Below are 25,582 nucleotides of genomic sequence, written 5' to 3'. Positions count from 1 at the left end.
CATTGCCATATTGACGCATTGCCACATAATATTATATGTGCGGATGAAGGGACTCGAACCCCCATGCCTCGCGGCACCAGATCCTAAGTCTGGCATGTCTACCAATTTCATCACATCCGCAATAAATAAAAGAACCTACGCTCCATGTATCGTCCCGGAAAACCCATCCGGTTATACATAACAAGAGCCCTTTTTTAGCTCAAAAAGGATTGCAAAGGTATTATTTTCTGTGAATTAACAAAATCATTTATATAGGAAACATTCCACGTCTTTCTGCCCCTAATTTTAAAAAAATCAGAATTAAGCTGTTAAATTGGTGAGCAATTACTGTAAAAGTCTATCTGATGGCTATGGCTAAAACCTTTTTTGAAGAATTAAACAACGCAAATGCTACCGGTGTAGCCTATAAGAATATCAACCTGAAAAAGGCCGCACTGGCCTACTTTGCCAATTCCGGCAATGCCACTATCGCTGATCTGTGCAAAGAGCTGAACCTCAGCACACCCAAAGTAACCAACCTGGTGAATGACCTCATTACCGATGGTCTGGTCATGGACTATGGCAAAATAGAATCCACAGGCGGCCGTAAACCCAACCTGTACGGGCTGGTACCGGATTCGGCCTTCTTCATCGGGGTGGATGTAAAACACGACCACCTCAACCTGGGCCTGTCGGATCTCCACAAAAACCTGGTCACCACCGTGGAAGGACTGCCCTATGAACTGGACAATACCAAAGCCTCGCTGGAACAATTGTGCCTCCTGATCAACAACTTTATCGATGGCCTCACCGTTCTCAAAGAAAAGATCCTGGGCATTGGTATCAATATCCAGGGACGCATCAACTACGCCACCGGCTATAACTACAGCCTCTTCTATTTCGACGACGAACCACTCAGCAAAGTTATTGCCGCCAAAGTAGGCATCCGCGTTTTCCTGGAAAACGACTCACGGGCAATGGCCTACGGAGAATTTTGTTCCGACCTGGTAAACGGCGAACGCAACGTGCTGTTCCTCAACCTCGACTATGGCATAGGTATGGGCGTACTCATCAACGGAGAACTGTACTACGGTAAATCCGGCTACAGCGGCGAAGTAGGGCATATCCCGCTGTTCGACAACGAAATCATCTGCCACTGCGGGAAAAAAGGATGCCTGGAAACGGAAGCCTCCGGATGGGCGCTGGTAAACATGTTCCGGCAAAAGCTGGCTGCAGGTTCTTCCTCTATGCTCAGCCGCACCCATCAATCCCCGGAAGATATCCACCTGCACGATATTATAGATGCCGCTAACAACGATGATATGCTGGCCATTGAACTTATCGCCAAAGTAGGAGAGAACCTGGGCCGCGGCGTTGCCCTGCTCATGAACATCTTCAATCCCGAACTGGTGATACTCGGCGGCGCACTGGCCGCTACACAGGATCACATCCGCCTGCCCATAAAAAGCGCTATGAAAAAATATTCCCTCAGCCTGGTAAGTAATGATTCCAAACTGAAAATGTCTCGGCTCGGTGAAAGCGCCGGTATTATCGGAGCCTGCCTGCTGGTAAGAAATAAGGTGCTGATAAGTTAGTTTTTGCCTAACTTTATCATCTACCTGAATTCCATTTTCTTACCCTAAAAAAAGATTGTTATGTCCACCACATTAACACCTTATCTCACGTTTGGAACCAACTGCCGCGAAGCCATGAACTTCTACAAGGGCATCTTCGGGGGGGAGCTGTTTATTATGACAATGGGTGAAGCGCCTGAAAGCGAAAACGTACCTGCTGCATCGAAAGACCTTGTGATGCATGCCTTTTTGAAAACACCTTCTTTTGAACTCATGGCCTCCGATGCCGTGATGGGGCCGGCGCCAAAAAGTGGTGACACCATTTCACTGGCAGTGGGCGCCGAATCAAACGAAGAAGCAGAAAAATTGTTCAATGCGTTATCTGCCGGAGGAAAAGTAACCATGCCACTGGCGGAAACTTTCTGGGCGCACCGCTTTGGCATGTTAACCGATAAATATGGTTTTCTCTGGATGGTGAGCTTTAACAAGCCCATGTAAAAATTTTTTCAGCTGTTTACTTTCTTTATATTATGAAGAAAGTAAACAGCTGAATTATTTATTTCTTCTTCCTGAAAAAAGAAAATAATCCTCCTCCTCTCAGTTCATTTTTCTTCTCTGCCGCAGGACGGAATTCCGGATCATTCGCCACAATCAGGTCAATGATTTTTTTGCAGGTGCCCGGATCTTCTTTTGCCTCGTAAGCCAGTGCCATCGTATATCTCACCGCAGAGGCCTCTGTGTCCCACGCCCAGTTATTGCTCGCATAAATGTTCAAACACTGTGTGGCATATGCGAGGCATTCATCGTATTCTTTTTCACCGAGGTACGCTTCTGCAAGAAAAGCGTATACGCCAAACCGGTAGTTGGGTGCATTGTCTGCCGCATCACCATTGGACATAATCTGCAGCGTATGCAGCAGGTCTGTAATCGCCGCTTTATAGCGACCCAGTTTTAACGCTGCCTTTCCCCGGAAGTAATAGATTTTCATTTGTGAAATCACCGGCAGTTTAGTGATGCCGCCAATGGAAATACGGTTGTTGATAGCGCCTATACAATGTTCGTACTGCGCATTATCGAAATACAGGTACATCAGGTTGAAGTAGGCATCACTGTCGTCGGGCTTTTCCACCAGGTGTGCTTCCAGTGCCAGTATACGTTCTGACAAATCATCGGCGCTATTGGTACGGATAAAGGCCCGGCCGGTTTTAATACGGTCAATGTTATACGTAATGGTTTCCCGGTCGTAGTCTTCCAGTTCCTGCATATCCTTTGCAATCCAGGTGTTATATTCTCCCAGTATTTTTTCATAGAGATCCAATGCTTCGGCATGTTTCTCTAATGTACACAGGTCGTCGATCATTCGTTCATGAATAGACACATAGTACATCAGTGGTAATACTTCCGTGAAATTTTCCAGGATAGTATGACGGTCGGCGATAGCCTCGGCCAGCTTACCCATGCTGTGATACGCATCTGCCCTGGATTCCAGCTGCTCCCAGAAAGGCGACATATTGTACCCGACGGTATGTACATGCGCTGCTTCCACAAAGATGCCGCCTTCATACAAAGCAATACCATAGTTGTTGCAGCACATTGCAAAGTGATGCGGGTGACCCGCATAGGAATTGTCCGAATTTTCATACCAGTAGGCATGGTAAATATCAAATGCTTTTTTATACAGGAACCGCTTCAGGGCGGTAGATGCCTGTTTTACGCCGTTGTCTTTTTCCTGTTGAATAATTTCACTGAAGATAACCCCCGCTGCGTACCAGTCGTACGGAATATTATGCTCCACATCCGGCCAGCTCTCGGGGAATTGCCCGTTTACTTTATAGCTTGTGAAATACCACCTCACCATGCTGAATGGATAAGGCTGAATGGCCAGCGACTTTTCATACCACGGCAATGCCTCCTGGTAACTGCCGATGTTGAAGAACGCGGTAGCGGTATAATGATAGAAATAAGCTTCGTCGGGATACTCCGCAATAAAACGTTTGCCGGTGGAAATCTGTTCCAGGGTGCCTTCATCATCATCATCCCCAAAAAACTGTTGCCAGAATTCGGTGGTGCCTTTGCAGAATTCCCTTGCCAACGCAGCATTCCGTACGCCATCCGCCAGCAGCTGCTGGATGTGCCGGAGCAAACGCAGCATATCGTCCTTTGTATTTTCTCCTGCAGTGATCATGATCTGCAGCATGCTGGCGGCAAAGTCATAATCCGCCATATCCAGCGCAAACCAGGTGGTAGACAGCAGGCGGTTGTTAAACACCGTACATTCAAAGGCTTGTTTATAATATTCCAGTGCGGCGGGTCTGTTTTCCGTATGATAGTATACATCGCCGATACGGGTAAAGCACTGGAACCGTGCAACATTCAGCTGCGGCAGATCATCTGCGTAAAGTGATTCATACACCTGGAGGTTGCGGTGCATATCAGCCAGTGCTTTCCCGGTTTCATTTTTTAGCACCCATACCTGGAAACGGTACAGTAATGCTTTGGTAGTCAGTTCTTCATCGCCGCCCGCAATGAGGATATCACAATCGCCGATCGTTTCATCTCCTTTGTCGGCCATGATGTTGGCGCCCATATAGGCGCGGTGTACACGGGCCTGCACATGCGCGGGATCAATGATCAGTACCTGGCTGAATGCCTCGTAAGCCTCGTTGTACATAGCGGTGGCCAGGTCCCTGTTGTCAGTGGCTTTGGCGTTTTCCAGCTGGGACAAGCCCAGTAGTTGCCAGCCCCGGGCTTCGCCGGGGTTATCCTGCAGGTATGTTTCCAGTTTGGTAATTGCTTCAGTATATGCCTGTTCATTATACAGCCTTTCCAGTTCGTCAAAATGCATATGCGCTTTATTAGGACATGTAATTTATTAATATTGGTGGACGATGATAAATATTTTCTGGTAGTTTCCTCCCGAATATATATATTTAAAGACCATTTATTATCAGCCAGAAACATTCAAATCCTTTGCCATGAAAGCAATAGCAGTATTGTTATTACTCCTGTGTAATACAGTTGTAAACGCGCAGGAGTGCGATTGCAGGAAGAAATTTGACAGCGTACAGGTGTATCTGAAAAAGAATTATGTAGGGTTTATCGACAAAGTAACCCCGGTTACGCAGCAGGCCTATACTGCCATGCTGACAAAGCTACGGCTACAAGCCGCTACCATCAAAGGCGCTGCTCATTGCCTCCTGTTGGTAAACCGCTACCTGCGCTTCTTCAAAGACCAGCACCTCGCCCTGCACATTGCCTACACGCCCTTAAAAGAAAAAATCGCCCTCACCCCGCAGCAGCTGGATCTGCTGCAAAAACAGCCGGTAAGCGGCGTGGCCGGTATCTACCAGGCCGATTCCCTTTATAAAGTAGCCCTGGTAAAGAACCTGCGGGGGCTGCGTACTTACGCTGCCGTGATTATGGAATCTGCCTCGCCGGACTGGAAACCCGGGGATGTGTTGTTTGAACTGGCCGCTACCGGTCCGGATAAATTTGACATGATCAGCTATGTAGCGCGGGAAGTGAGCTTTGATACCCTCACCATCGGGAAGCAGCGCGATGGCCTCTCTGCATTGGGTTGGCAGAAACCGGCTGCGGCATCGTTGCAGAAAACCGGCAACGCACCGGCGGAAATACCCGCCTTCGCCGATATGGCGGCGGCGCCTTTCTTTTTCCGGCAGGTAAACGACAGCACCGGCTACCTGCGCATAGGCAGCTTTGACGCTGCTTTCTATCCACTGGCAGATTCTGTAATGAATGCCAACGACGAATACCTGCGCAGAAATCCCCACCTGATAATTGATGTACGCAACAACGGCGTGGGCGCCGATAAACTGATTGAACGCCTGCGGCCTTTACTGTATACCCAACCCGTGAGAATCACCGGGGCAGATTTTTATGCCACCCCCGATAATATTGCCGCATGGCGTCATGTGCTGGATGAACAAACCGGAAAACTACCGGAAGAATACGTAGAGCAGATTCGCGCTACGATCGAACAGGGTAGCGGATTACAGGGCCGGCTGGTGAGTATGGGGCCAGATGAAAACATGATCCTGCCATCTCCGCTGCCGGCTCCTGCCAAAGTAGCGATACTCATTAATGGTAAATGCAGTAATACCGCAGAACAGTTTTTACTGGAAGCGGCACAAAGCCAGAAAGTAAAACTCATTGGCGCACCCACAGCAGGAGCGCTGGATTATTCCAATGTAGCCAGGGTACGGTTTACTGCCCCCGATTTTTCAATAGACTATCCCGTTACCCGCTACCGGAGGGTTGCTGCAGGACAAGGCATTGATAATAAGGGTATTCAACCTGTGGTGAAAGTGAATTTCCATTCGGCCGGATGGCTGGAGGAAGTAATGAAACAATTTTAATGCAGGAGTCGTTAAGATCCGGTTAACACTTGAACATCATTTAAAACCCATCTTTGAGATGCAAGTATATGTTCACGCATATATAGGGTTTAAAAATAGTAACAATGGTAGAAAAACTGCCTCACAATTCTTTGTGAGGCTTTTTTATTAAAACAATTTTTGCTGTAAAAGATTTACCAGTATATGTGTAAGCTCATGAAGACTGTTAGGTTTCGTGAGGAAATAAGAGGCTCCCAGCTCCCGGGTTTCCTTCTTATCAGATTCATGTGAAGAAGTGGTATAGATAATCACAGGTATATGTTTTAAATGATCCTGCTGCTGTATTTCTGCAAGGAACTGTTTCCCGTCTATTCTGGGCATATTCAGGTCAAGGAAGATGAGGTCAGGCGCCAGGTTGTTATTTAGCTTAAAGAGTGCGTCTTCCCCGTTTATAGCTTCATGGTAAATAATATCCGGCGCCAGCTCTTTTAATACTTCACCAAATATCATTCTGTCATCTATATCATCGTCAATTAAAAGTACTGAGGTATATTTACAACTATCGGGCATATCGTTTTGGAATAGAGACAAATCTAAGATTTTGTTGTTATTTTATTATCACATAGTTCGTTTTAGAGGTATTGTTTGGAATGAAATGTGCTAAAACCAGTCGTAGCATAGTTTACAGGATAGTACCTCCGTAAAAATTAAACAAGCTCAGGCAAATGAAGAAATACTTTATGCAGCTCCCTCTTCCAAGGAAGCTGATGTTAGTTGCTGTAATACCATTGGCATGTCTCGTATTTTTTGGTATAGCGGTATTCAATAAGCAGAATGAAGATATAGATGCCATCGATAACCTGGTGCAGAAAATTACCGCTGCCACCACTATCATGAAAGTAGCTGATGAAATCCATATGGAACGCAGGAACAGTGTGAACTATGTGATGCTGACCGGAAGCCTGAATGACCTGCTCACACAACGCGCCCAAACCGATCTTGCCATCGATGCCGTAAAAGGCCGACTGCTGGCCAATGACAGCCGCTTCTTCCAATATTCGCTGCTAAACACGCTTCCTAAAAAAAGAAAGGACATCGATAATAAAAGCATGCCGCAACGGGAAGTGCTCGACTATTATTCCAACCTTATTTTCCGCCTGAACAACCTGGCCAATACCAATACCCCGGATATCCCGGTATTAAAAGCCGTTCAGCAGGATATGAATGCGCAATACCTGCTGGCGCAGATGATAGCCTACCAGGGAATGATCCGCATGGATATTTATTATTTCATGCTGAAAAAAGAAGTGTGGCCGGAAGATTTTGCCCGCGTAGAAAATAATGCCGACATGTATGCCGCTTTGCGCGCAGAGCTGGTAGATAAAGCATCTCCCACCGTTTCAAAGGATTATCTAAAAATGGAATCCTCCAATGAAATGACCATCACCGATGATTTTATCAAAAGCACCATCACCTCCCGTAAAATTGATACCCTGTTCAATGCAGACTCCTGGTGGGATAACTCTTCCTTAGCGGTAGATCAGCTGAAACAATTGCAGCGCTCCGTGATGGATAAAGTGGGCCGGGATGCAAAAATTATCTCCAAGAAGGAAAATGATCTGAAAACCCGCTACCTGCTGATATTGGTAGGCATCGTAGTGCTCGTGGTCGTATTTATTTCCTATACGATTAAAGGCATCACCGACAGCCTGGAACTGCTGCGTGCAGCGGCGGTAAATATCGCAAAAGGAGTACCCGGATCAGCACCCGAAGTACACGCCAAAGATGCCATCGGCAGCCTGGCGCGATCATTCGCCGTTATCGACCAAACCAGCCAGGAATTGGCCACTGCCGCCGACAGTATCGGTAAAGGCGATTTTAATATTGATGTAAAGCCCCGCAGCGAAGGGGATGTACTCGGCCACGCAGTAGTGCAGATGGCCGCAGATCTGAAAACATTCCGCTATCATGCCAACCAGAAAATATGGATCCAGACAGGGCTTAACCGCATCAGCGAAACACTGCTCGGTGAAAAGGACATGGATGCGCTCAGTAAAGACGCATTAACAGATATGGTACAGTACACCGGCGCACAAACAGGCGTATTGTACATCCGGCATTCCGGTGAACTGCGCTTATCCGCTGAATTTGCACTGTCGCCGGCTCATCCGGCGCCCCGGGTAATTGAAGTAGGAAAAACCCTGCTCGGCCAAAGCGTATTACAAAAGGAACCACTATACCTCCGCGAAGCACCAGACGATTTCCTGCATATTGCCGGCGCCGCAGCCTCCGCACAACCCGGTCATGTGCTCATCATTCCCCTGATCCATGCAGGGATCACGGAAGGCGTGATAGAAATAGGCTCCCTGTTCCCTTTTAAAGAGAATGTAATCGACTTCGCCAAACAGGCCGCCGTCAATATCGCCATCGCCCTGCAAAGCACCCGGAGCCGTACCCGCCTGCAGGAACTGCTGGAAGAAACCCAGGCCCAGGCAGAAGAGCTGCAAACACAACATAGTGAACTGGAAAGCCTGAACGTGGAACTGGAAGCCCAAACACAAAAGCTCCAGGTATCAGAAGAAGAACTGAAAGTACAACAGGAAGAACTGATGCAGTCAAATGCAGAACTGGAAGAAAGAAGCCGTCTCCTCGAAGAGAAAAATCAGATCATCGTGGAACGGAACCTGGATATACATAAAAAAGCGGAAGAGCTGGCACTCAGCACCCGCTACAAATCAGAGTTCCTGGCCAATATGTCGCATGAACTGCGTACCCCGTTGAATTCGATTTTATTGTTATCAAGACTTCTTTCTGAAAATCACGATGCCAATCTCAACGGCGACCAGGTTGAATATGCACAGGTGATCAATAGCTCCGGTAAAGGGCTGCTGACGCTGATAGACGAAATACTAGACCTCTCAAAAATCGAATCCGGCAAAATGGAACTGGAATTTAACCAGGTATCCATCGCCGATATCTGTTCCAATATGCAGGCATTGTTTGAACCGATAGCCAAAGAAAAAGGACTGCAACTGCAAATACATCAGGACGCCGCCGTGTCCGCCAGCATTGAAACAGACCAGGTACGACTGGAACAGATCCTCAAAAACCTGTTGTCCAACGCACTGAAATTTACTGCGAGGGGATTTGTCCGGATGGAAGTTCAGGAGGGAGAAGTGCCGCAAACGATCCGCTTTGCAGTAAAAGATACCGGCATCGGTATCCCGGCGGAAAAGCAACAGGTGATCTTTGAAGCGTTTCAGCAGGCAGACGGATCTACCCGGCGGAAATACGGCGGTACCGGCCTGGGACTGTCTATCAGCCGGGAACTGGCGAAACTGCTTGGCGCACAAATTACCGTGAACAGTAACAACAACGAGGGAAGCGAATTCATTATTACCATCCCGGTGGTCCGCAAACCAGCAGCATCCGTGAATCAACCTTTCGTACTGCCGTCACCGGTGGTGGAAGGAACAAACGACGGGCAAAAGAAAAGATTCCTGGCACCTACCGTTCCGGAAGATGTTTACGATGACCGTGGCCTTATTGAAACCAGCGACTCCGTGATACTCATCGTGGAAGATGATACGCATTTTGCAAAGGCATTGCTCGACTTTACGCATACACGGGGATATAAGGGAATTGTATCCGTACGCGGCGATGAAGCTGCCGAACTGGCGCGTATCTACAAGCCTGTCGGTATCCTGCTGGATATCCAGCTGCCTATAAAAGATGGCTGGCAGGTAATGGAAGAACTGAAAAGTGATCCAGCCACCAGACCGATACCCGTGCATATCATGTCTTCTATGGAAGCAAAAAAAGAAAGCCTCCTGAAAGGCGCTGTCGACTTTATCAGCAAGCCGGTAGATCCGGAAAGCATGCAACTGATCTTTGAGAAAATGGAGTTTGTGCTGCAGCGGTCCACCAAAAAAGTACTGATCCTGGAAGAAAATGCGAAACACGCCAAAGCACTGGCCTATTTCCTCAGTAACTACCAGGTAAGTTCGGAAATCAGCAATAACCTGGAAGAGGGCGTATCCCTGCTGCAACAGCATGATGTGGATTGTGTGATCCTCGATATGGGAATTCCTGATCAGCAGGCTTATGAAGCGCTGGAAATGGTGAAAGAAATAAAGGGACTTGAAAATCTTCCTATTATCATTTTCACCGGTAAAAGTTTATCAAAGGCAGAAGAACAAAGGATCCGCCAGTATGCTGATTCTATCGTGGTAAAAACGGCGCATTCCTATCAGCGTATGCTGGACGAAGTATCCCTGTTCCTGCACCTGGTATCTGAAAATGCGCCGGCAGCACAGGGAGGGAATGGAAAGATGGGCGTATTGAATGAAGTGTTGAAAGATAAAACCGTGTTGGTGGCGGATGATGATGTGCGCAATATCTTCTCTTTAACAAAAGCATTGGAGAAACACCAGATGAAGGTATTGTCTGCCATTGATGGTAAAGAAGCGCTGCAGCAGCTGAAAGAACACCCGGTAGACATCGTGCTGATGGATATGATGATGCCTGAAATGGACGGTTACGATGCTATTGCTGCTATCCGGAAACTACCGGAACTGAAAGGGTTGCCGGTGATTGCAGTGACTGCAAAAGCCATGATGGGCGACCGGGAAAAATGCCTGCAGGCGGGTGCTTCGGATTATATTTCCAAACCAGTGGATGTAGATCAGTTGCTATCATTACTACGGGTATGGTTATACGATAAAGCCATGAAATAATTTTTATGGAACACAAACAGGTATTAATTGTAGATGATGATGCACGCAACATCTTTGCGTTAAAGGCAGTATTGCGATCCAGGAATATTTCATGCGTATCTGTGAGTACCGGTGCGGAAGCATTACAGGTGCTATCAGCAGAGCATGCAATAGGAGCTGTATTGATGGATATAATGATGCCCGATATGGATGGTTATGAAACTATTTCTGCCATCCGTGCCATGCCCTGGAACACCCGGCTGCCACTGATTGCAGTAACAGCAAAAGCAATGGTAGGCGATCGGGAAAAATGCCTGGAAGCAGGCGCCGATAACTATATTTCCAAACCGATTGATGTAGATGAGTTACTGTTGCAGCTACAACAATATTTATCCGGGAAAACGTGAGCAGGAACCCGATAAGCGAACAGGAAGTATCCCTGTTGCTGAATGATATACTGGAAAGATATGGCTATGATTTTACAGCATATGCCCCCGCTTCTATTAACCGGCGGGTAAATCATCTGTACCAGGCAGACCGCTTTCCGAGTTTTGCGGAATACCGCTATCGTATTATTTCGGATCCGGCATACGCGTTACGTTTTGTGGAAGAAATAACGGTAAATGTAACAGAAATGTTCAGGGACCCTTCTTTCTACCAGGCATTGCGTACCCAGGTATTGCCGGTGCTGGCCACCTATCCGTTTATCCGGGTATGGCATGCCGGCTGTTCCACAGGAGAGGAAGTATATTCATTTGCTATCCTGCTCAAAGAGGCGAAACTGCTGCACAAAGCGGTGATCTATGCTACCGATATCAATGCGGGCGTATTGGAAAAGGGCCGCAAAGGAATGTTCCGGCTTTCACAAATGCAGCAATACTCCCGCAACTATATGGAGGCCGGCGGCCGCGAAGATTTCTCCTCCTATTACACCGCCAATTATGAATATGCCAAGTTCCGGGAAGACCTCGGGGAGAAAATCATTTTTTCGCCGCATAACCTGGTAACAGACGGCTCATTTAATGAATTCCAGTTGATCATCTGCCGCAATGTATTGATCTACTTTAATAAGAAATTACAGGACAGGGTATTAACGCTATTCAGTGACAGTTTGGAACAGCTGGGCTTCCTCGCCCTGGGAAGTAAGGAAACACTTAACTTCACCAGTGTAACCGGCAAATTCAAACAACTGGAAAACCGGGAGAAGATCTGGCGAAAGGTGCAGCTGTAACTGTAATAACAAAACAAAAGGCGATATGACCACGGCACCATATTTAATTGTAATAGGCGGTTCCGCCGGTGGATTGCATCCTATCCTGACTTTATTGCCAGGACTTGTTGCGGCGCTTCCTGCAGCCATTTTAATTGTTTTGCACCGCCAAAGCCACTATGAATCTGTACTAACGGACCTGCTGTCGGCTAAATCCACTTTGCCGGTCAAAGAAGCTTCAGAAAAAGAACCGCTGTTGCCGGCTACTATTTACCTTGCGCCGGCGGACTACCATTTACTGATAGAAACAGATCACACCTTTTCCCTGGATGATTCGGAGAAGGTGAATTTCAGCCGCCCGAGTATTGATGTTACCTTTACATCCGCAGCGCTGGCCTATGGCAGCAGGATGACCGCCTTACTGCTTTCGGGCGCCAATAGCGATGGTACGGAAGGACTGACAGATGTACACGATGCCGGCGGTACCACCGCCGTGCAGGACCCGGCCACTGCAGATGCGGATTATATGCCAAGACAGGCCATCCTGCACGCTCCCGTTGATATTATACTGAAGCCACAGGAAATGGCCGCCTTCATAAACCGAATGGCAGAGGTATGATTATTGAGCAATCAATGTTTAGAAGAATACATTGGGCGTTTTCCACCCGTCGCCCTCTTGTTATAACGAGTATGTCGTATGATCTTAATTGTAGATGATAAGCCGGAAAATATACTGTCTATCAGGAAAACCCTTGAACTATACCAGTTCGAAGTGGATACCGCGCTGTCTGGTGAGGAAGCGCTGAAGAAAATACTTAAGCATAGCTATACCCTTATCATCCTGGATGTGCAAATGCCCAGCATGGATGGCTTTGAAGTGGCAGAAGCACTGTCCGGACACAGTAAGGCGAAAGACATTCCGATTATATTCCTGTCTGCCGTAAATAAAGACAAACGGTTTATTGTAAAAGGATATGACTCCGGGGGGATCGACTACATCACCAAGCCGGTAGATCCGGACATCCTCCTCATGAAAGTAAAAACATTCTCCCGTCTTTATCAGCAATCACAGGAGCTGAAGCAAATGCATCAGTCGCTCAAAGAAGAAGTAGAAGTAAGAAAACTTGCGCAGGAAGCACTGATTGCACATCAGCAACAGGTAAATGAAATGCTGGAGCAAAAAGTAAGGGAAAGAACAGAGGAACTGAGAGAGATTAATAAATCGCTGGAAGCCAGCAACCACGACCTGCAACAGTTTGCATCTGTTGCTTCTCATGATCTGAAAGAACCCTTGCGGAAAATTCAGCTTTTCGGCGCTATTTTAAGAGATAAGTTTCTGCATACGGACCCTAACGCTCTTGCCTATATGGAAAGGATTGTGGGGTCGTCAGAACGCATGGCAAGGCTCATCAACGACCTGCTGAACTATTCCCGTTTATCCGGGGTAAGCATAAACGAAGTTACCGACTTCAATAAAATTATCCAGGAGATCCTGGTGGACCTGGAGTTGATGATTCTTGAACGGGATGCGGTTATCACTGTGGAAAAAATGCCTCAGATTGAAGCGGTTCCGGGGCAAATACGCCAGGTGTTTCAAAACATCATCAGCAATGCACTAAAGTTTTCGCGGAAAGACATACCCCCTCAGATAGATATTACCGCAGATATTGTAACGGATCTAAACCCCGACAGCGCTGCTTTTGCTGGAGGTCACCACTGCCGCATCGTTATCCGCGACAACGGAATCGGGTTCAATGAAAAATATCTCTCTAAAATATTTACCATCTTCCAGCGTCTCCACACTTCCGACCTCTATGAAGGTACCGGCATCGGGCTGGCTATCGCCAAAAAGGTAATTGATAAACACGGCGGGCTTATCACCGCCAGGAGCAGGGAAGGAGAGGGCGCTACCTTCATCATCGTATTGCCCCTGAAACAAACCAGGCCCGTAGCCACCAGTTTGAGCGACGCATTTGCCTGATCGCCGGGTACATACATAAAAAAAGCCCGACACATTGTGCCAGGCTTTACGGGTGGAGATGAACCGAATTCAATCGAACCCCTAATTCCTTTGTTACGGTTTTTCAGCACGTTAGACCTAAAATCAGATGGAAAATAACTACGCATTCCTTTGGAGTGTTTTTTGCCTTTCGGCCCTACTTATTTTATGTAAAAGCGATGGATCAATGTTGTTGTATATCGCTTATCCGCATGCAATAGGGCAAACGATTAACTCTGTATTTCAAAGAGCGAGCGACCTCATAGACTGTACTGGATTACCCTGGGGCAACCGGTATTTTAGGCTACTGGCCTGTCAAGCGTAACTGTGGTTTCCGATAGACCATTGCAGCCGATCAAGAAAATTGGAAAAGGGGATTGCCCCAGGCATGCTATATTGGTAAGCTTTCCCGATTAGCTCATTGTTGTTGGCGACAAGCAACTTAACCTAATAGGTAGGCTTCACAGACGCATTTCCGGCTAAACCCACGGCGACTTAGGTTTCGGCGAGAAGAACTGCTCATATTGCTCGGTAAAAGTAGAAGGCAGGGACTTACAAAACAATCAGGTAAGTGATAATGATGCTTTTTAAAGCGATGGGGACACAAACTTCTGAAAGTCGGTCATAATGTATATAATATAACTGATCTTCAAAGTGTTTTAACCGCCCAATTGTCTGCTGTGTAAAGCTGACAGATTTGTTTAAATACTTTATCTGCCCTTTAGTGAGCTTTCTCTGGCATATAAGCTTATTCGATAGCGTGTTGAAGTTCGTTCGCCATTTGCAAATAATGGTCCAACTCTGCGTTGGTCAATGCAGCAATTTTCCTGACGGCCCGGCGGTGGCACTTACGATATTTACGCTTACTACCACACATACATCGACTATTGCTTTTCGCTTCCTTTCGTGACCGCACTTCTTTCAATAGCTTTCCGATGGTAGAAAGATTTTTCGTTCCAAACGTATCCATAAAAAACTCTAGATGCCCCAAACTCCCATGAGACCGCTCATTTAAGAAGAAACCCTTTCGCTCCCTGTGGAGTTGGTTAAAAAAATAGGGGATTACCTGAAGGCGTACAAACGACATTAAAGTTATCCCTTTGCGACAGATTAAGGCTTCTTCCGGCCCCGAAGCAATACAGCAATTGCCGTTTTCCTCGAAAACATGCCAATCGATGTTAACTGGGATTCTGCCTCCGATTTCAAATACCCACGGGAACCGCATTGGATAGGCAGGCCCGGGCTCAATGCGAATACTGTACTTGGTAATGACGCTTCCCAATTCATCTTTGAGAAGTAATTGACCGTGCACATAGGGCGTTTTGCCGTGCGTCAGGACGGGCTGCAGTTCCGGATACATTTTCGTTAAAAGTGCAGCCTCCTGGTTAAACAAAAGTAGATCGGCACTCATTTTCCCCATGGATTTGAGGTTGCTGCGCCGGTAATGATTGCTGGAGTTACGCGTGATTGCGATTGATGTTGTTTCTTATCCTCCCCCAGTGGGAATCGATCTCCTAAGTGTTTACGCCAGAGTTTGCTTGCAGTTTGCTCGTTCTCCTCCTGCAGTGCTTTATCAGCATCCGATATAAAATCGCTTAGTGCATCCATGTAATTTTTCTTGCGCGTTTGGTCATAACCTGCAAAAAGGTCATCCCCAGGCACAGCCGGTACTATACACTCAAACTTAATATCCAGGGCCTTCTTAATTTCCTTAAGAATATCACGTAGGGTGATATCTGCGCGCTCGTTAAGCACTATCTTACTTTTGGCATTAGACGCGAGGATGGTCATTGTCAGCCCGCTGGGCATCTTATTACGCTTATGGTCGCACCATCCTTTGAGATACATCACCTGCGCGATGAGGCGTCCATCTTTGTCTTTTTTCTTATTAAACCAATCCACCATTTCCTTCGGATCACTGTTTTCAAATTGGGCATCTTTAACAGCAATACGGTATGGCATTCCATCAACCTTATAATAAACAGGGTGATCAATTTCGTAGTCACCAGCGAAGATAGAACGCACACATTTTTTTCTGTGCTCAGGATCGGTTTCTGTATAACCATTTACTGCTTCCCACACCCATTCCTGGAGTGTAGTTCCAGTTACGTCTGGCTCACGGAAAAAGTAAATACCATCATCCAGGTCGCATATATCGTCCTTGGTGCGTATCCCCGATTTCATTTTATAAGAACCCTGGATAAAGAACTTAGGATCGTAGTCTGGATGGTTTTCTTTAAACCACTTGCGGATACGTTTACGCAGCGCATTTTTTGAATCCATCATCCTGCCGCTCTTTTTGCTTCCAATGCGGATCTCATCGTTGTACCTGGTAAACAGGTGGTCACAATTTGCCATATATCTATTGTTTTATGAATTTTATGATTTTGTGTAAATTATTTTTGGATAGCTCACCACCGATGGCTTCAAGACGCAAAAGATCTTTTTTGCTGGAAGCATTGAGGTCGATGGTGTCTCCGCCCATATCATGTTGAACACGCAGGTATCCAAACTCCTTTCCACTAGTAGCAAATACCCTCTGTATAAAGGCTATGTACTGTTCTGTAATCTGAGCCTGGCTATCTAATATCATGTCCAATAAACGAGGCTTAGGCAGTAACCAGTAAAGCAAATCCTTCGGGCGCCAACGTTTTTTTATAATATGTCTTCCTCGACCTGTCCCCAGTGACAGTATTGATATCTGCTCGATTTCCTGGTTCAACTTATCGGAAGCTTCCAGCAGACCGATCAGGGCAGGATCGTTTGCGAATATTCCCCCGTCGATCATGTTGACATTGGCCCCACTTCCATGTTCGTTCGAAAAAGTAAAGGAGTGTGGAGGAAAATATATTGGAGCTGAGGCACTCGATAGTGCGGCATCATGAGCTGGTATTTTATAATCACGGGAATATTCAATATGATGTTTGGTTTTCAGCACATTTATTTTACCATCATTCCCATTAAACGTAGGGATACAAACCTTTGTCTTACAGTCGTTAAGTAACGGAATTTCCCCATTGTTTGCACCCGCATAGGTTTTTGCCAACAATTTGCGGAGTTCCTTACTACTATAGATTGAGTTAAATAACGCACGGCTTTTCCGTGGCAGGACCTTCAGATACCATTTGGGAAAGATAACCCGTGCGTGAGCATGATAGAAGTCCACCAGGTTGGCTGCAGGAACACCCAGTGCAATGGCAATCGCCAGGATAGCTCCGGTTGAAGTCCCGCAGATCAGGTCAAAATATTCATACAGCTTTGCATCCGGCGACTCCCGTTGTATTTCTTGTTCCAGGTCTGCTAATACCTTGGCTGGAATAAGTCCCCTTATACCCCCACCATCAATTGATAAAATCCTAAACTTTTTTGTTGTCCCCTCACTCATTATTGTTTATTTTAATGTTTTGCTAACATGAAGCTGAATAGCGAGCATATTTTCTTTGGTATCAATTGATTAAAAATTATTAAATTGCTAAGTACCCATGGGGCACATTCTCTAACTATTATATAACCGGGAGCCAGTGAAAATTCACCATGGTGTAAAAAAAAATTATCCGGTTATTATTATTATGGAAGTTGGTAAATACTACAGCCAAAACGAAAGAAAGCTTGCCCAGGTCACAAACCTGGAGTGGAAAGTGGCGCTCAAGAAGTGCAAAACTCATGTAGAGTTGCGGTTGAAGGCCAAAACCTGGTCGGGCGCACATTCTGCCCCCGTTTTAGGTGGTGACCCTGTAGATCATTATCTTGGCATGGCGTATGAGAAACTGTTAGCAGGAGACTGGGAATGGAAGAATGAATATGGTCTTGCCGAACAATTGATCAGGATCATTGACAGCCAGATCAGTAAACAAGTTGAAAAAGCTCAAACAAAGAAGGCGCACGAACATCAGGTGGTATACATGGACATGGAAATAGGTTTCTATGATGTTGCGGCCCCTTTTCTTATTCCCCACGATGAAATTATGATGGACGCACAACTGCAGGCCATTGAAAAAGCTGTTGAGGGAGATGAACAGCTTCAGTTTATTGTTGAAGCGTTAAAGGAAGGAAAGAAAAGAGCAGAAATAGCCGAATTATTGGATATAACGCCGCGGCAATTAGATAAACTTAGGGAAAAAATTAAAAGAAGGATCGCTGATCAAATATTTTAGGAGGACTATGGATACCGTAAATACCAAGCAGTTAATGCTCAATCTGTACGGGTTGATGATGGAGATAAATTTACATCGAGAAGACGCCGATGTTCTGGAAGAACTACGGGTAACTCCAGATGAACAGATCGATCGACATTTGCTGCGGATAAAGCAACTTAGCGCTAGGCTGCGAGCGCAGGCAAATAAATTAAGGTTTGAGAAGGCGGTAGAACAGATAAGGATCATAAAAGAAAGAGGCATCGACGAAATAAAAAAGCTTTTATCACCTAACGAACAATTACAGCTTCGCCCCTTGTTCAATAGGTTTACTGAATTAACGATAGAAGATGAAGCTGCAATCTTAGAAGATCAGGAAATACTACAGCTAATGGAAATTTTAAAAGACCGGCTTGATGACAAACACGACGATCAGCCCTGAGTACGCCGCAAGTAACCTCCATACCGACATTGGTTGGGCTCGGCCATCTGACTTTTCCGTGGAGGAAATAGCTAACTCACTTGGGTTGATCGTAAAAGAAGTTCCTATGAAGGGGGCGGACGGGCGCATACTGATGAAAGGCAATTCGGGGGTTATATCTATCCGCGATAATATTACACATCCTGGAAGGAAAAATTTTGTGATTGCCCATGAGATCGGGCACTTCCAATGCCACAAACACCTGTCGTACCTTTTCTCTGATACACACAAAACATTGACGGAATGGTATGCTACTGGACCACATGAAAAAGAAGCCAACCGTTTTGCTGCTGAATTATTGATGCCTGCTTCGTTATTCAAAATGAAAACTGTTGGAAAACGTTTAAGCCTTGGTTTTATTCAAGAAATGAGTGCCTTTTTCGGAGTATCAATACTGGCATGCTTTCTTCGATTCGTAAATCACGGCAATTATCCTGTGATGGTGATCTTTATTGAAGATGGAATAATAAAGTGGAAGCAACATTCAGCGGATTTTCCTTATAAATATCTTGAATATAATTCACCTGTGCCTGCTTTGACGGTAGCCGGTGATTATTTTAAATATGGCCGTATAGAACAAGCTGCTGAGAAGGTTAAAGCTATTGACTGGTTTCCGGATTCGATAAGGTTGAAGTATGAACCAGATGCAGAATTATATGAACAATGTTATAAAGTATCAGGCAATGGGCTTGTTTCCTGCCTTTGGGTTTAATCTTCGAGCCCAGGTTAAACTACCTTACTACTACCAAAGTCATCACTGGTTGGGATATGCAATTTTAGGGCAATAATTTACAATTTACACTTTCCACAATGTACTTATCATAATCCCCCATTATCAGGCTCCCAAAACGTTCCCGTGGGCTATTTAAAGAGCTATGCGAAGAGTGTTTTGTAAGGAAAATCCGAAAAAACCTTACAACTCGGCGAGGAAAATCCTAAATTTGTAAGGAATATTTGAAAAAACCTTACAAAATAACGGTGATAAACTCTGTTCAAAGTCAAATCGAGCGCCTTTTGGAGCAAACCGAACCTGGAGACCTGGTGTTTCCCAGCGACTTCCTGGAATTTGGCAGCCCGGAGGCCGTACATACGGCTTTGTCCAGGCTTACGTCCCATAAGGAACTGATGCGATTGGGCAAGGGCATCTATCTGAAACCCAAAATGGACTCTGTAGTGGGCCTGGTTCGCCCGTCGCTGGAAAAAATAGCCAGAACTATTGCCCGAAAGGAACAGGTCATCATCCGGCCAACCGGCCAGTACGCTTTAAATAAACTGGGTTTGTCCACTCAGGTCCCCACCAAAGTGGTCTTTTTGACAAATGGAAGTGCCCGTACCATCAAGATCGGACGGGCAACTATCAAATTTAAACCGACTACCCCCAAAAAGTTAGCAGCCAAAGATGAAACCGTCTTTCTGGTGATTCAGGCCCTGCAGGAACTCGGCCCGGACCAGATCAGCCCTAAAGTGCTGGAACGCCTCAAAGAGGTCCTGCGACCGGTGCCCTTGTTAGTTATCCGGGAATCCGCGAAATTTGCGCCACAGTTTATTGCCAGACTACTGTTTAACCTGGCTAGTGAGCTTGCCCACAATGATTGAGTTCTTAGCATTTCCCGAAGAAATACGTCGTCAATTGATCGACCAGATCAACATTGAAACCGGTCTGACCCAGAACGCCATCGAGAAAGACTGGTGGGTAACAGTGATCCTCAAAGCCCTGTTCTCGCTGCCTATGCAGGAGCATTTTATTTTTAAGGGAGGGACTTCCCTGAGCAAAGGCTGGGGGCTGATAGAACGTTTTTCAGAAGACATCGATATTGCCCTTGATCCCCAGGCCTTCGGCAAAAAGTATGAACAGACAGCCTCTAAAAGTTATGTGAAGAATCTCAAACGCCTCGGCTGCGCCTACACCAGTACGAACATTTTCCAGGCTCTCTTGGCCCAACTCAAAGCCATGGGCGTGCCGGATAACATGATCACCATAGAGGTGGAAGAAGTACTACCCACCATGCGCGATAAAGACCCACAAACCATCTATGTTCATTACCGTCCGCTCTACGAGCCGAGCCAGTACATGCTGCCACGGGTAAAAATTGAATTTGGTGTGCGGGCACTGCGGGAACCCTTCGCACCGGTGGTCATTGCTTCCATACTGGGCAGGGAAGGCAATTTTCCAGGTTATCAGGAGGAGCCTTTTACCGTGACAGCTGTAGAACCCAGGAAGACCTTTATGGAAAAGATGATCCTGCTGCACGAAAAATTCCAGACCGATATGGTTCAGGACCTCAACGTGGAACGCCAGTCCCGTCACCTGTCGGACCTAGGCGCCATGACTCATCGGGGCATAGCAGAGATGGTCAAAGAGGACAGGGACCTGTATGCCATGCTGATTGAACACCGCAGTGTTTATATTGCACACAGAAGGGTGGATTATACTACCATGAAGCTGCATCAGCTGCATTTTCTACCTCCCTATCCCCTCCTGAAGGCATTCCAGGATGATTACAAAGTAATGCTCGAAGAAATGTTATACGGGAAGCCGCCGGTATTCGATACACTGATCGGTACACTACGTCAATTAAACAGGGAACTCGCCGTAATGGATCTGAACTGCGATGTCAATGAGCTGATCAGTCGCGCCGTTGAGCAGCTGGGAGCCATTGATGCTGGGCAGGATGTGTACAGAACGACCGTGGACCTGTTTGCCAGTGAACAGGAAAAGACAGATGCCGTTGGAAAGCTGGCTTCCTTTGACATTGAAATCATCTTTGTTGGCAACGAACCTATGGCACACAGGATCATCAGAATCGCTTAACGGCCTAAACTTCGCAAGGATTTTCAGACACCATAGGAGCCGCAAGCTACCAGCGCCTCCAGAAAACGTTATATACCTTACTTTCCCATTTTTCCTAATGAACACGAAGAGCAAATATTTTTTCGCGTTAGAAGTTCATCTGTAACATAATCATGCTTATATAACCTATCATCGTGACCATCGCTACGATGTTCGGATTACGTCGCCCGGAGAATGTTCTATATATTATATAATTCATTATCAATAAGTTGTTTTTTAAGAACATGTAAATTTGCCTTATAACTTGATCTTATATTAACCCTCGATCTGCCTGCTAGTGAATGTCACAGGCTTCTACCTGCTAAGGAGGCATTAATGGTGATCCAGTGGACTGAGGTCACGTGCCGTTGAGTGTTGGGCTACTTGTAAGGATACTTTTAACCCTGCTCCTTGTTACCACAACATTAATGTTGATTCCTTCAATTCTTTACTGCAGGTCATAATTTTAATTTACCAATTAACACAACTCGCTTTTATGCTGTCATAGCTTTGTGAAATCAATCTGTTACCATGCAAGCAGATTTATATATCCGGGTCAGTACGGAGGAGCAGAAGAAGTTTGGTTTCTCCCAACGTTACCAGGAACAGGCACTGAAATCTTATTGCAGTTCTCTTTTAATTGAAGTGGGGGAAGTTGTTTTTGAAGATTGTTCGGCGAAAACCTTCGACCGTCCCGCCTGGAAAAAACTGTTTCACCTCTACCACGAAAAAAAGCTCTGTGGCCCAAGATTATTGCTCTTTACTAAATGGGACCGATTTAGCCGCAATACGGGCGACGCTTACTACATGATTTATCAGTTGTCCCTGTTACAAATTGAAGTACGCGCTATCGAACAGCCGCTGGATTTGTCGATTCCGGAAACCAAGATTATGATGGCCTTTTATCTTGCCGCCCCTGAAGTGGAAAACGCACGTCGTAGCCTTAACATACGGCAAGGCTTACAACGTGGACTAAGAGAAGGCCGGTATATGGGTAAGGCACCAATCGGCTATGCAAATAAGATCAACTCCCTTGGTTTTAAATACATTGAGCCGTTGCAGCCTTACGCAGACTTAATCCGCCTGGCATTTGAGGAACTGGCGAAAGGTGTTCATTCGACTGCGACGGTGTATAGGTATCTTATAACCCGCGGTTTCGATAGGACAATTAGTTGTCTACGGGAGGCATTACGTAATCCAGTGTATTGCGGGAATGTTCGCTCTCCGGCACCAGGCAACAAGCAACAATGGACACAAGGACAACACACGGCTATTGTTTCCGAAGAAATATTCGGCAAAGTACAAAAGGAACTTAGTAAAAATAGAGTACATACACGTAAGGCTGTTTGTGATATCATGTTCCCATTGCGCGGCCTACTCATTTGCAAACGTTGCAATAAATTATTGACAGGTAGTGGATCTAAAGGCCGGCATCAAATCTATTATTACTACCATTGCCGGAGCATTTGTGGTGTACGTTACACCACCGCCAGTATTCATGAAGAATTCCTGTCCTTTATAGGCGAACTTGTTCCCGGCCCTTACTTTTTGAATATCTACAATGCAATATTCGATCATCAGGTTACCAGCGGACTCAATGAAGATATTAATCGTAAGCTAAAATTACAATCACAACTTGATGAGCTGGAATTAAGAATCGACAAGGCCAGGCAGTACCTGCTATCAGACGGGATCGATATTCAGGAATACAAACTATTAAAGGAAAGCTGCGAGCATAAGATCTCCGTGCTGCAGGAGACGATTTTGAATAAGTCCAGGATCATTGAATCCAGGACAATGGATATTTATAAGAAGAAAGAGTACATCTGCCATCTGGATCAGCTATTTCAGAAACTGGAACCCAAATATAAGCGAGAGTTGGCCGGCCTTTTATTTCCTTTTGGCACCCCATATAGCCTTGGCTACTTCTCGATCGGTGTAATAACGCCGGCACTACAAATTGTCTATGATAAAGACTCTCCGCATCAGCATCTATCGACGCTTCCCTTACGCACTGTAGATGATCGTTCGAACGTTGACCAACTTCAAGAATCACTTTTTGTAAAGGAACATATCAGGAACATATTGCACGATATTGGCGGCATTACACTGCGGCAGGTGTTGGAAATTACAACTTACTTCAGAAGAATCGTACTCTTCAGCCAGTTTCTTCCGGGATAAAACTATCATTATCTATCAGGTGATTGTTTCGTCAGTAAGCCTTATGTATTTTTACATAGAGAGAAAATTGATCCGATGCAGATAATGTAGCAACGTATAGTATTCCATTTGCTAACTAAAGTCGGATGGCGATCCTGACTGGTGTTTGTGGTTGCAAATGGTCACGGTTCGTTCTGCATCAAATTTGGTTCAACTCTATGCAGAGCCGGTGTGCAATTCAGGCTGGTTCGACAACGTTCACTAAGGGTTCGAAGTATGAACGGGTACCATAACTGCCTACTCTGTGCTGTACTTTATGAAGAGAATCTAAATGGTAGTTTACCCGTGATGAATCATTCTTGAATTCAGACTTTTGACGGGCTGCGTAATGAGTGCCTTGATGCTCAATAGGTACTCTGACAATAAAAAAATAGAAGGCAAAAAAAATGCGCACTTTTATGTAAAAAGTACGCATTAAGAAAAAACTTAATCTCTGTGGAGGATAACGGGCTCGAACCGTTCACCTCAAACATGCCATGCTTGCGCTCTACCAGATGAGCTAATCCCCCGTTTATTGCTTTCTTCGGGATGCAAAAATATATTTTTTCCTGTAAACACCAACATTTTATAGGAAATCTTTGAAAATTCCTTCCACTGTTTCCTTTAAATCCTTTAACAGTAAAGGTTTCCGGAGCAATTTAATTACCATAGGATTAGCGTTGGTACGGGTAATATCCCCATAATCCAGGGAGGAAGACACCATTACGATGTGACATTGCGACTTAATCTTACTGGGGTAAGAATCAAATGCCTGCAGAAATTCAAAGCCATCCATCTCCGGCATCTGGATGTCCAGCAGGATCACCGTAGGCGGAATTTTGGGAAGGGCAATATTGGAAGATAGGAATTCCAGTGCCTTATTGGCATTTACAAAGGAAATCACCGTTCTGCTGATTTGTTGAAATCCGATCAACTTCTCATGCAGCAACAAATCAATTTCATTGTCATCAATCAATATGACGCGCAGGTCAGGTATCGAATTCATTTCTGTTAGGGATGGTAATTTCAAATTGGGTGCCCTCTCCGTACTTGGACTCTACATTGATAGTACCGCCTATTTTACTCAGCGCTTCCTTAACAATATACAAGCCAATACCACTACCCGGTTTATTGTTATTTTTGGACCGGAAGAACATCTTGAAAATATTGTTCAGATGCTCGCTTAAAATTCCGATCCCGTTATCACGTATACAGATAGTTGCTTTGTGTGGTTCCACTTTAACCGCCAGGTTGACCATTGGATTTGTTTCCTCCGGCTTCTGGTATTTAACAGCGTTTGAAATAAGATTGTTTAAAATAACACTGATCCGGAAGGTATCTCCCCTGAAATCTACTGCCTGCTCCACGTTGGTTTGAAAACGGATCTGGGTATTCTGCGGTTTAAACGCAGTGATGCAGTCGTTCAGCAGGGTGTTGAAATCAATTCTCTCATATTCTATCTCCAGCCGGGAATTGCGGTAATACTCAATGATCTTCTGGATAAAATCATCCAGTTTTAATACACAGGTTTCTACCATGTTTATATAACCATTGGGATCCACCACAGAATTATCCAGCCTGGACAGATTGATAATGCCCAACACAGACATTAGCGGAGAACGGAGATCATGCGAGGTGGAATAAATAAACCGGTTCAATTCATCGTTCGTTTTCTCCAGCTCCTCTATTTTTTCCCGGAGCTGCTTCCGTGTACGGTATATTTCGTAAGCGTTATTAATGGTTTTATGCAGCTCATGTTCATCCCAGGGCTTCTTGATATAGGAATAGATGTGCCCCTTGTTAATGGCATCGATAATATCTTCCACATCGGTATAACCGGTCAGCAAAATACGCATCGGGTCGGGCAGGGTATCTTTAATTTCATTGAAGAATTCCACACCCGTAGATACTGGCATTTTCTGATCGGCGATGATAATATGCACCATGATCTCCTTCAGCAGCAGTTTGCCCTCCTGCGCTGAAGTAGCCGTGTAAATTTCATAACTCCTGCGAAAGCTTGCTTTAAACGCATTCAGATTATGAATCTCATCATCTATGTATAATATTCTTATGCGGTTTTCTTTCATTAAAAAGACCTTATGGTTAA

Annotated in this window: 21 protein-coding genes and 2 tRNA genes; 14 read left to right on the top strand and 9 right to left on the bottom strand. The window is 45.6% G+C overall.

Going from position 1 to position 25,582, the window contains the following annotated elements:
- Positions 1-38: 38 nt before the first annotated feature.
- A tRNA-Leu gene (locus ACMXI2_RS25295) sits at positions 39-120 on the bottom strand.
- A gap of 224 nt (positions 121-344) precedes the next feature.
- Between ACMXI2_RS25295 and ACMXI2_RS25290 the strand changes: the two genes are divergently transcribed.
- Together ACMXI2_RS25290 and ACMXI2_RS25285 are read left to right on the top strand one after the other, a co-directional pair.
- A complete protein-coding gene (locus ACMXI2_RS25290; RefSeq protein ID WP_483778727.1) occupies positions 345-1,574 on the top strand; it encodes an ROK family transcriptional regulator in 1,230 nt (409 codons plus the stop codon).
- Positions 1,575-1,634: 60 nt separating this feature from the next.
- On the top strand, positions 1,635-2,051 hold the full coding sequence (locus ACMXI2_RS25285; protein ID WP_483778726.1) for a VOC family protein: 417 nt from the start codon (positions 1,635-1,637) through the stop codon (positions 2,049-2,051).
- A gap of 58 nt (positions 2,052-2,109) precedes the next feature.
- Here the strand turns inward: ACMXI2_RS25285 and ACMXI2_RS25280 are convergent, their stop codons facing one another.
- Positions 2,110-4,398: a tetratricopeptide repeat protein gene (locus ACMXI2_RS25280; protein WP_483778725.1), complete on the bottom strand. Its 2,289-nt coding sequence runs from the start codon at positions 4,396-4,398 to the stop codon at positions 2,110-2,112.
- A 130-nt stretch (positions 4,399-4,528) separates the two neighbouring features.
- Between ACMXI2_RS25280 and ACMXI2_RS25275 the strand changes: the two genes are divergently transcribed.
- Complete coding sequence (locus tag ACMXI2_RS25275; RefSeq protein ID WP_483778724.1) at positions 4,529-5,929, top strand: S41 family peptidase; 1,401 nt, start codon at positions 4,529-4,531, stop codon at positions 5,927-5,929.
- Positions 5,930-6,076: 147 nt separating this feature from the next.
- On the opposite strand, the gene ACMXI2_RS25270 is transcribed toward ACMXI2_RS25275, so the two are convergent.
- On the bottom strand, positions 6,077-6,499 hold the full coding sequence (locus ACMXI2_RS25270; RefSeq protein WP_483778723.1) for a response regulator: 423 nt from the start codon (positions 6,497-6,499) through the stop codon (positions 6,077-6,079).
- Positions 6,500-6,633: 134 nt separating this feature from the next.
- Between ACMXI2_RS25270 and ACMXI2_RS25265 the strand changes: the two genes are divergently transcribed.
- The 5 genes from ACMXI2_RS25265 to ACMXI2_RS25245 all read left to right on the top strand — a co-directional run bounded on the left by ACMXI2_RS25265 (position 6,634) and on the right by ACMXI2_RS25245 (position 13,814).
- On the top strand, positions 6,634-10,644 hold the full coding sequence (locus tag ACMXI2_RS25265; protein ID WP_483778722.1) for a response regulator: 4,011 nt from the start codon (positions 6,634-6,636) through the stop codon (positions 10,642-10,644).
- A 5-nt stretch (positions 10,645-10,649) separates the two neighbouring features.
- A complete protein-coding gene (locus tag ACMXI2_RS25260) occupies positions 10,650-11,030 on the top strand; it encodes a response regulator (protein ID WP_483778721.1) in 381 nt (126 codons plus the stop codon).
- The gene (locus tag ACMXI2_RS25255; RefSeq protein WP_483778720.1) at positions 11,027-11,854 is read left to right on the top strand and encodes a CheR family methyltransferase; all 828 of its coding nucleotides are present in this window, start codon (positions 11,027-11,029) and stop codon (positions 11,852-11,854) included. Before ACMXI2_RS25260 ends, ACMXI2_RS25255 begins: the two co-directional genes overlap by 4 nt.
- A 25-nt stretch (positions 11,855-11,879) precedes the next feature.
- Positions 11,880-12,452 carry a chemotaxis protein CheB gene (locus ACMXI2_RS25250; protein WP_483778719.1) on the top strand — a complete coding sequence of 191 codons (573 nt, stop codon included), beginning with the start codon at positions 11,880-11,882 and terminating at the stop codon, positions 12,450-12,452.
- Positions 12,453-12,530: 78 nt separating this feature from the next.
- Complete coding sequence (locus ACMXI2_RS25245; protein WP_483778718.1) at positions 12,531-13,814, top strand: hybrid sensor histidine kinase/response regulator; 1,284 nt, start codon at positions 12,531-12,533, stop codon at positions 13,812-13,814.
- A gap of 766 nt (positions 13,815-14,580) precedes the next feature.
- Here ACMXI2_RS25245 and ACMXI2_RS25240 read toward each other — a convergent pair.
- Genes ACMXI2_RS25240 through ACMXI2_RS25230 form a run of 3 tightly spaced genes read right to left on the bottom strand, consistent with a single transcriptional unit; the run spans position 14,581 to position 17,217 of the window.
- Entirely contained in the window at positions 14,581-15,243 is a 663-nt protein-coding gene (locus ACMXI2_RS25240; protein ID WP_483778717.1) for an SEC-C domain-containing protein, read from the bottom strand.
- On the bottom strand, positions 15,240-16,190 hold the full coding sequence (locus ACMXI2_RS25235) for a cyclic GMP-AMP synthase DncV-like nucleotidyltransferase (protein WP_483778716.1): 951 nt from the start codon (positions 16,188-16,190) through the stop codon (positions 15,240-15,242). The genes ACMXI2_RS25240 and ACMXI2_RS25235 overlap by 4 nt, the downstream gene beginning before the upstream one ends.
- Positions 16,191-16,194: 4 nt before the next feature.
- Entirely contained in the window at positions 16,195-17,217 is a 1,023-nt protein-coding gene (locus tag ACMXI2_RS25230; RefSeq protein ID WP_483778715.1) for a CBASS cGAMP-activated phospholipase, read from the bottom strand.
- A gap of 136 nt (positions 17,218-17,353) precedes the next feature.
- Here ACMXI2_RS25230 and ACMXI2_RS25225 point away from each other — a divergent pair, with 136 nt between their 5' ends.
- The 6 genes from ACMXI2_RS25225 to ACMXI2_RS25200 all read left to right on the top strand — a co-directional run bounded on the left by ACMXI2_RS25225 (position 17,354) and on the right by ACMXI2_RS25200 (position 23,457).
- Positions 17,354-17,986, top strand: a complete 633-nt coding sequence (locus ACMXI2_RS25225; protein ID WP_483778714.1) for a sigma-70 RNA polymerase sigma factor region 4 domain-containing protein — start codon at positions 17,354-17,356, stop codon at positions 17,984-17,986.
- A 7-nt stretch (positions 17,987-17,993) separates the two neighbouring features.
- Positions 17,994-18,407 (top strand): hypothetical protein, encoded by a 414-nt coding sequence (locus ACMXI2_RS25220; protein WP_483778713.1) that lies wholly within the window; start codon positions 17,994-17,996, stop codon positions 18,405-18,407.
- Positions 18,382-19,158 carry an ImmA/IrrE family metallo-endopeptidase gene (locus tag ACMXI2_RS25215; protein ID WP_483778712.1) on the top strand — a complete coding sequence of 259 codons (777 nt, stop codon included), beginning with the start codon at positions 18,382-18,384 and terminating at the stop codon, positions 19,156-19,158. Before ACMXI2_RS25220 ends, ACMXI2_RS25215 begins: the two co-directional genes overlap by 26 nt.
- A 242-nt stretch (positions 19,159-19,400) precedes the next feature.
- Entirely contained in the window at positions 19,401-20,042 is a 642-nt protein-coding gene (locus ACMXI2_RS25210) for a DUF6088 family protein (protein WP_483778711.1), read from the top strand.
- Positions 20,035-21,258 carry a nucleotidyl transferase AbiEii/AbiGii toxin family protein gene (locus ACMXI2_RS25205; RefSeq protein ID WP_483778710.1) on the top strand — a complete coding sequence of 408 codons (1,224 nt, stop codon included), beginning with the start codon at positions 20,035-20,037 and terminating at the stop codon, positions 21,256-21,258. The genes ACMXI2_RS25210 and ACMXI2_RS25205 overlap by 8 nt, the downstream gene beginning before the upstream one ends.
- Before the next feature lie 549 nt (positions 21,259-21,807).
- On the top strand, positions 21,808-23,457 hold the full coding sequence (locus ACMXI2_RS25200; protein ID WP_483778709.1) for a recombinase family protein: 1,650 nt from the start codon (positions 21,808-21,810) through the stop codon (positions 23,455-23,457).
- Between the two features lie 475 nt (positions 23,458-23,932).
- Here ACMXI2_RS25200 and ACMXI2_RS25195 read toward each other — a convergent pair.
- From ACMXI2_RS25195 to ACMXI2_RS25185, 3 genes are all read right to left on the bottom strand, one after another.
- Positions 23,933-24,005 (bottom strand) — tRNA-Ala (locus tag ACMXI2_RS25195).
- Positions 24,006-24,061: 56 nt separating this feature from the next.
- The gene (locus ACMXI2_RS25190) at positions 24,062-24,481 is read right to left on the bottom strand and encodes a response regulator (protein WP_159454505.1); all 420 of its coding nucleotides are present in this window, start codon (positions 24,479-24,481) and stop codon (positions 24,062-24,064) included.
- Positions 24,465-25,562 (bottom strand): sensor histidine kinase, encoded by a 1,098-nt coding sequence (locus ACMXI2_RS25185; protein ID WP_079473588.1) that lies wholly within the window; start codon positions 25,560-25,562, stop codon positions 24,465-24,467. Before ACMXI2_RS25185 ends, ACMXI2_RS25190 begins: the two co-directional genes overlap by 17 nt.
- Positions 25,563-25,582 lie beyond the last annotated feature (20 nt).

This window comes from Chitinophaga sp. G7 BAM 1005, assembly GCF_057126945.1.
The sequence above is the reverse complement of the archived record's forward strand: the minus strand, read 5'-3'. Positions and strand labels throughout refer to the sequence as shown.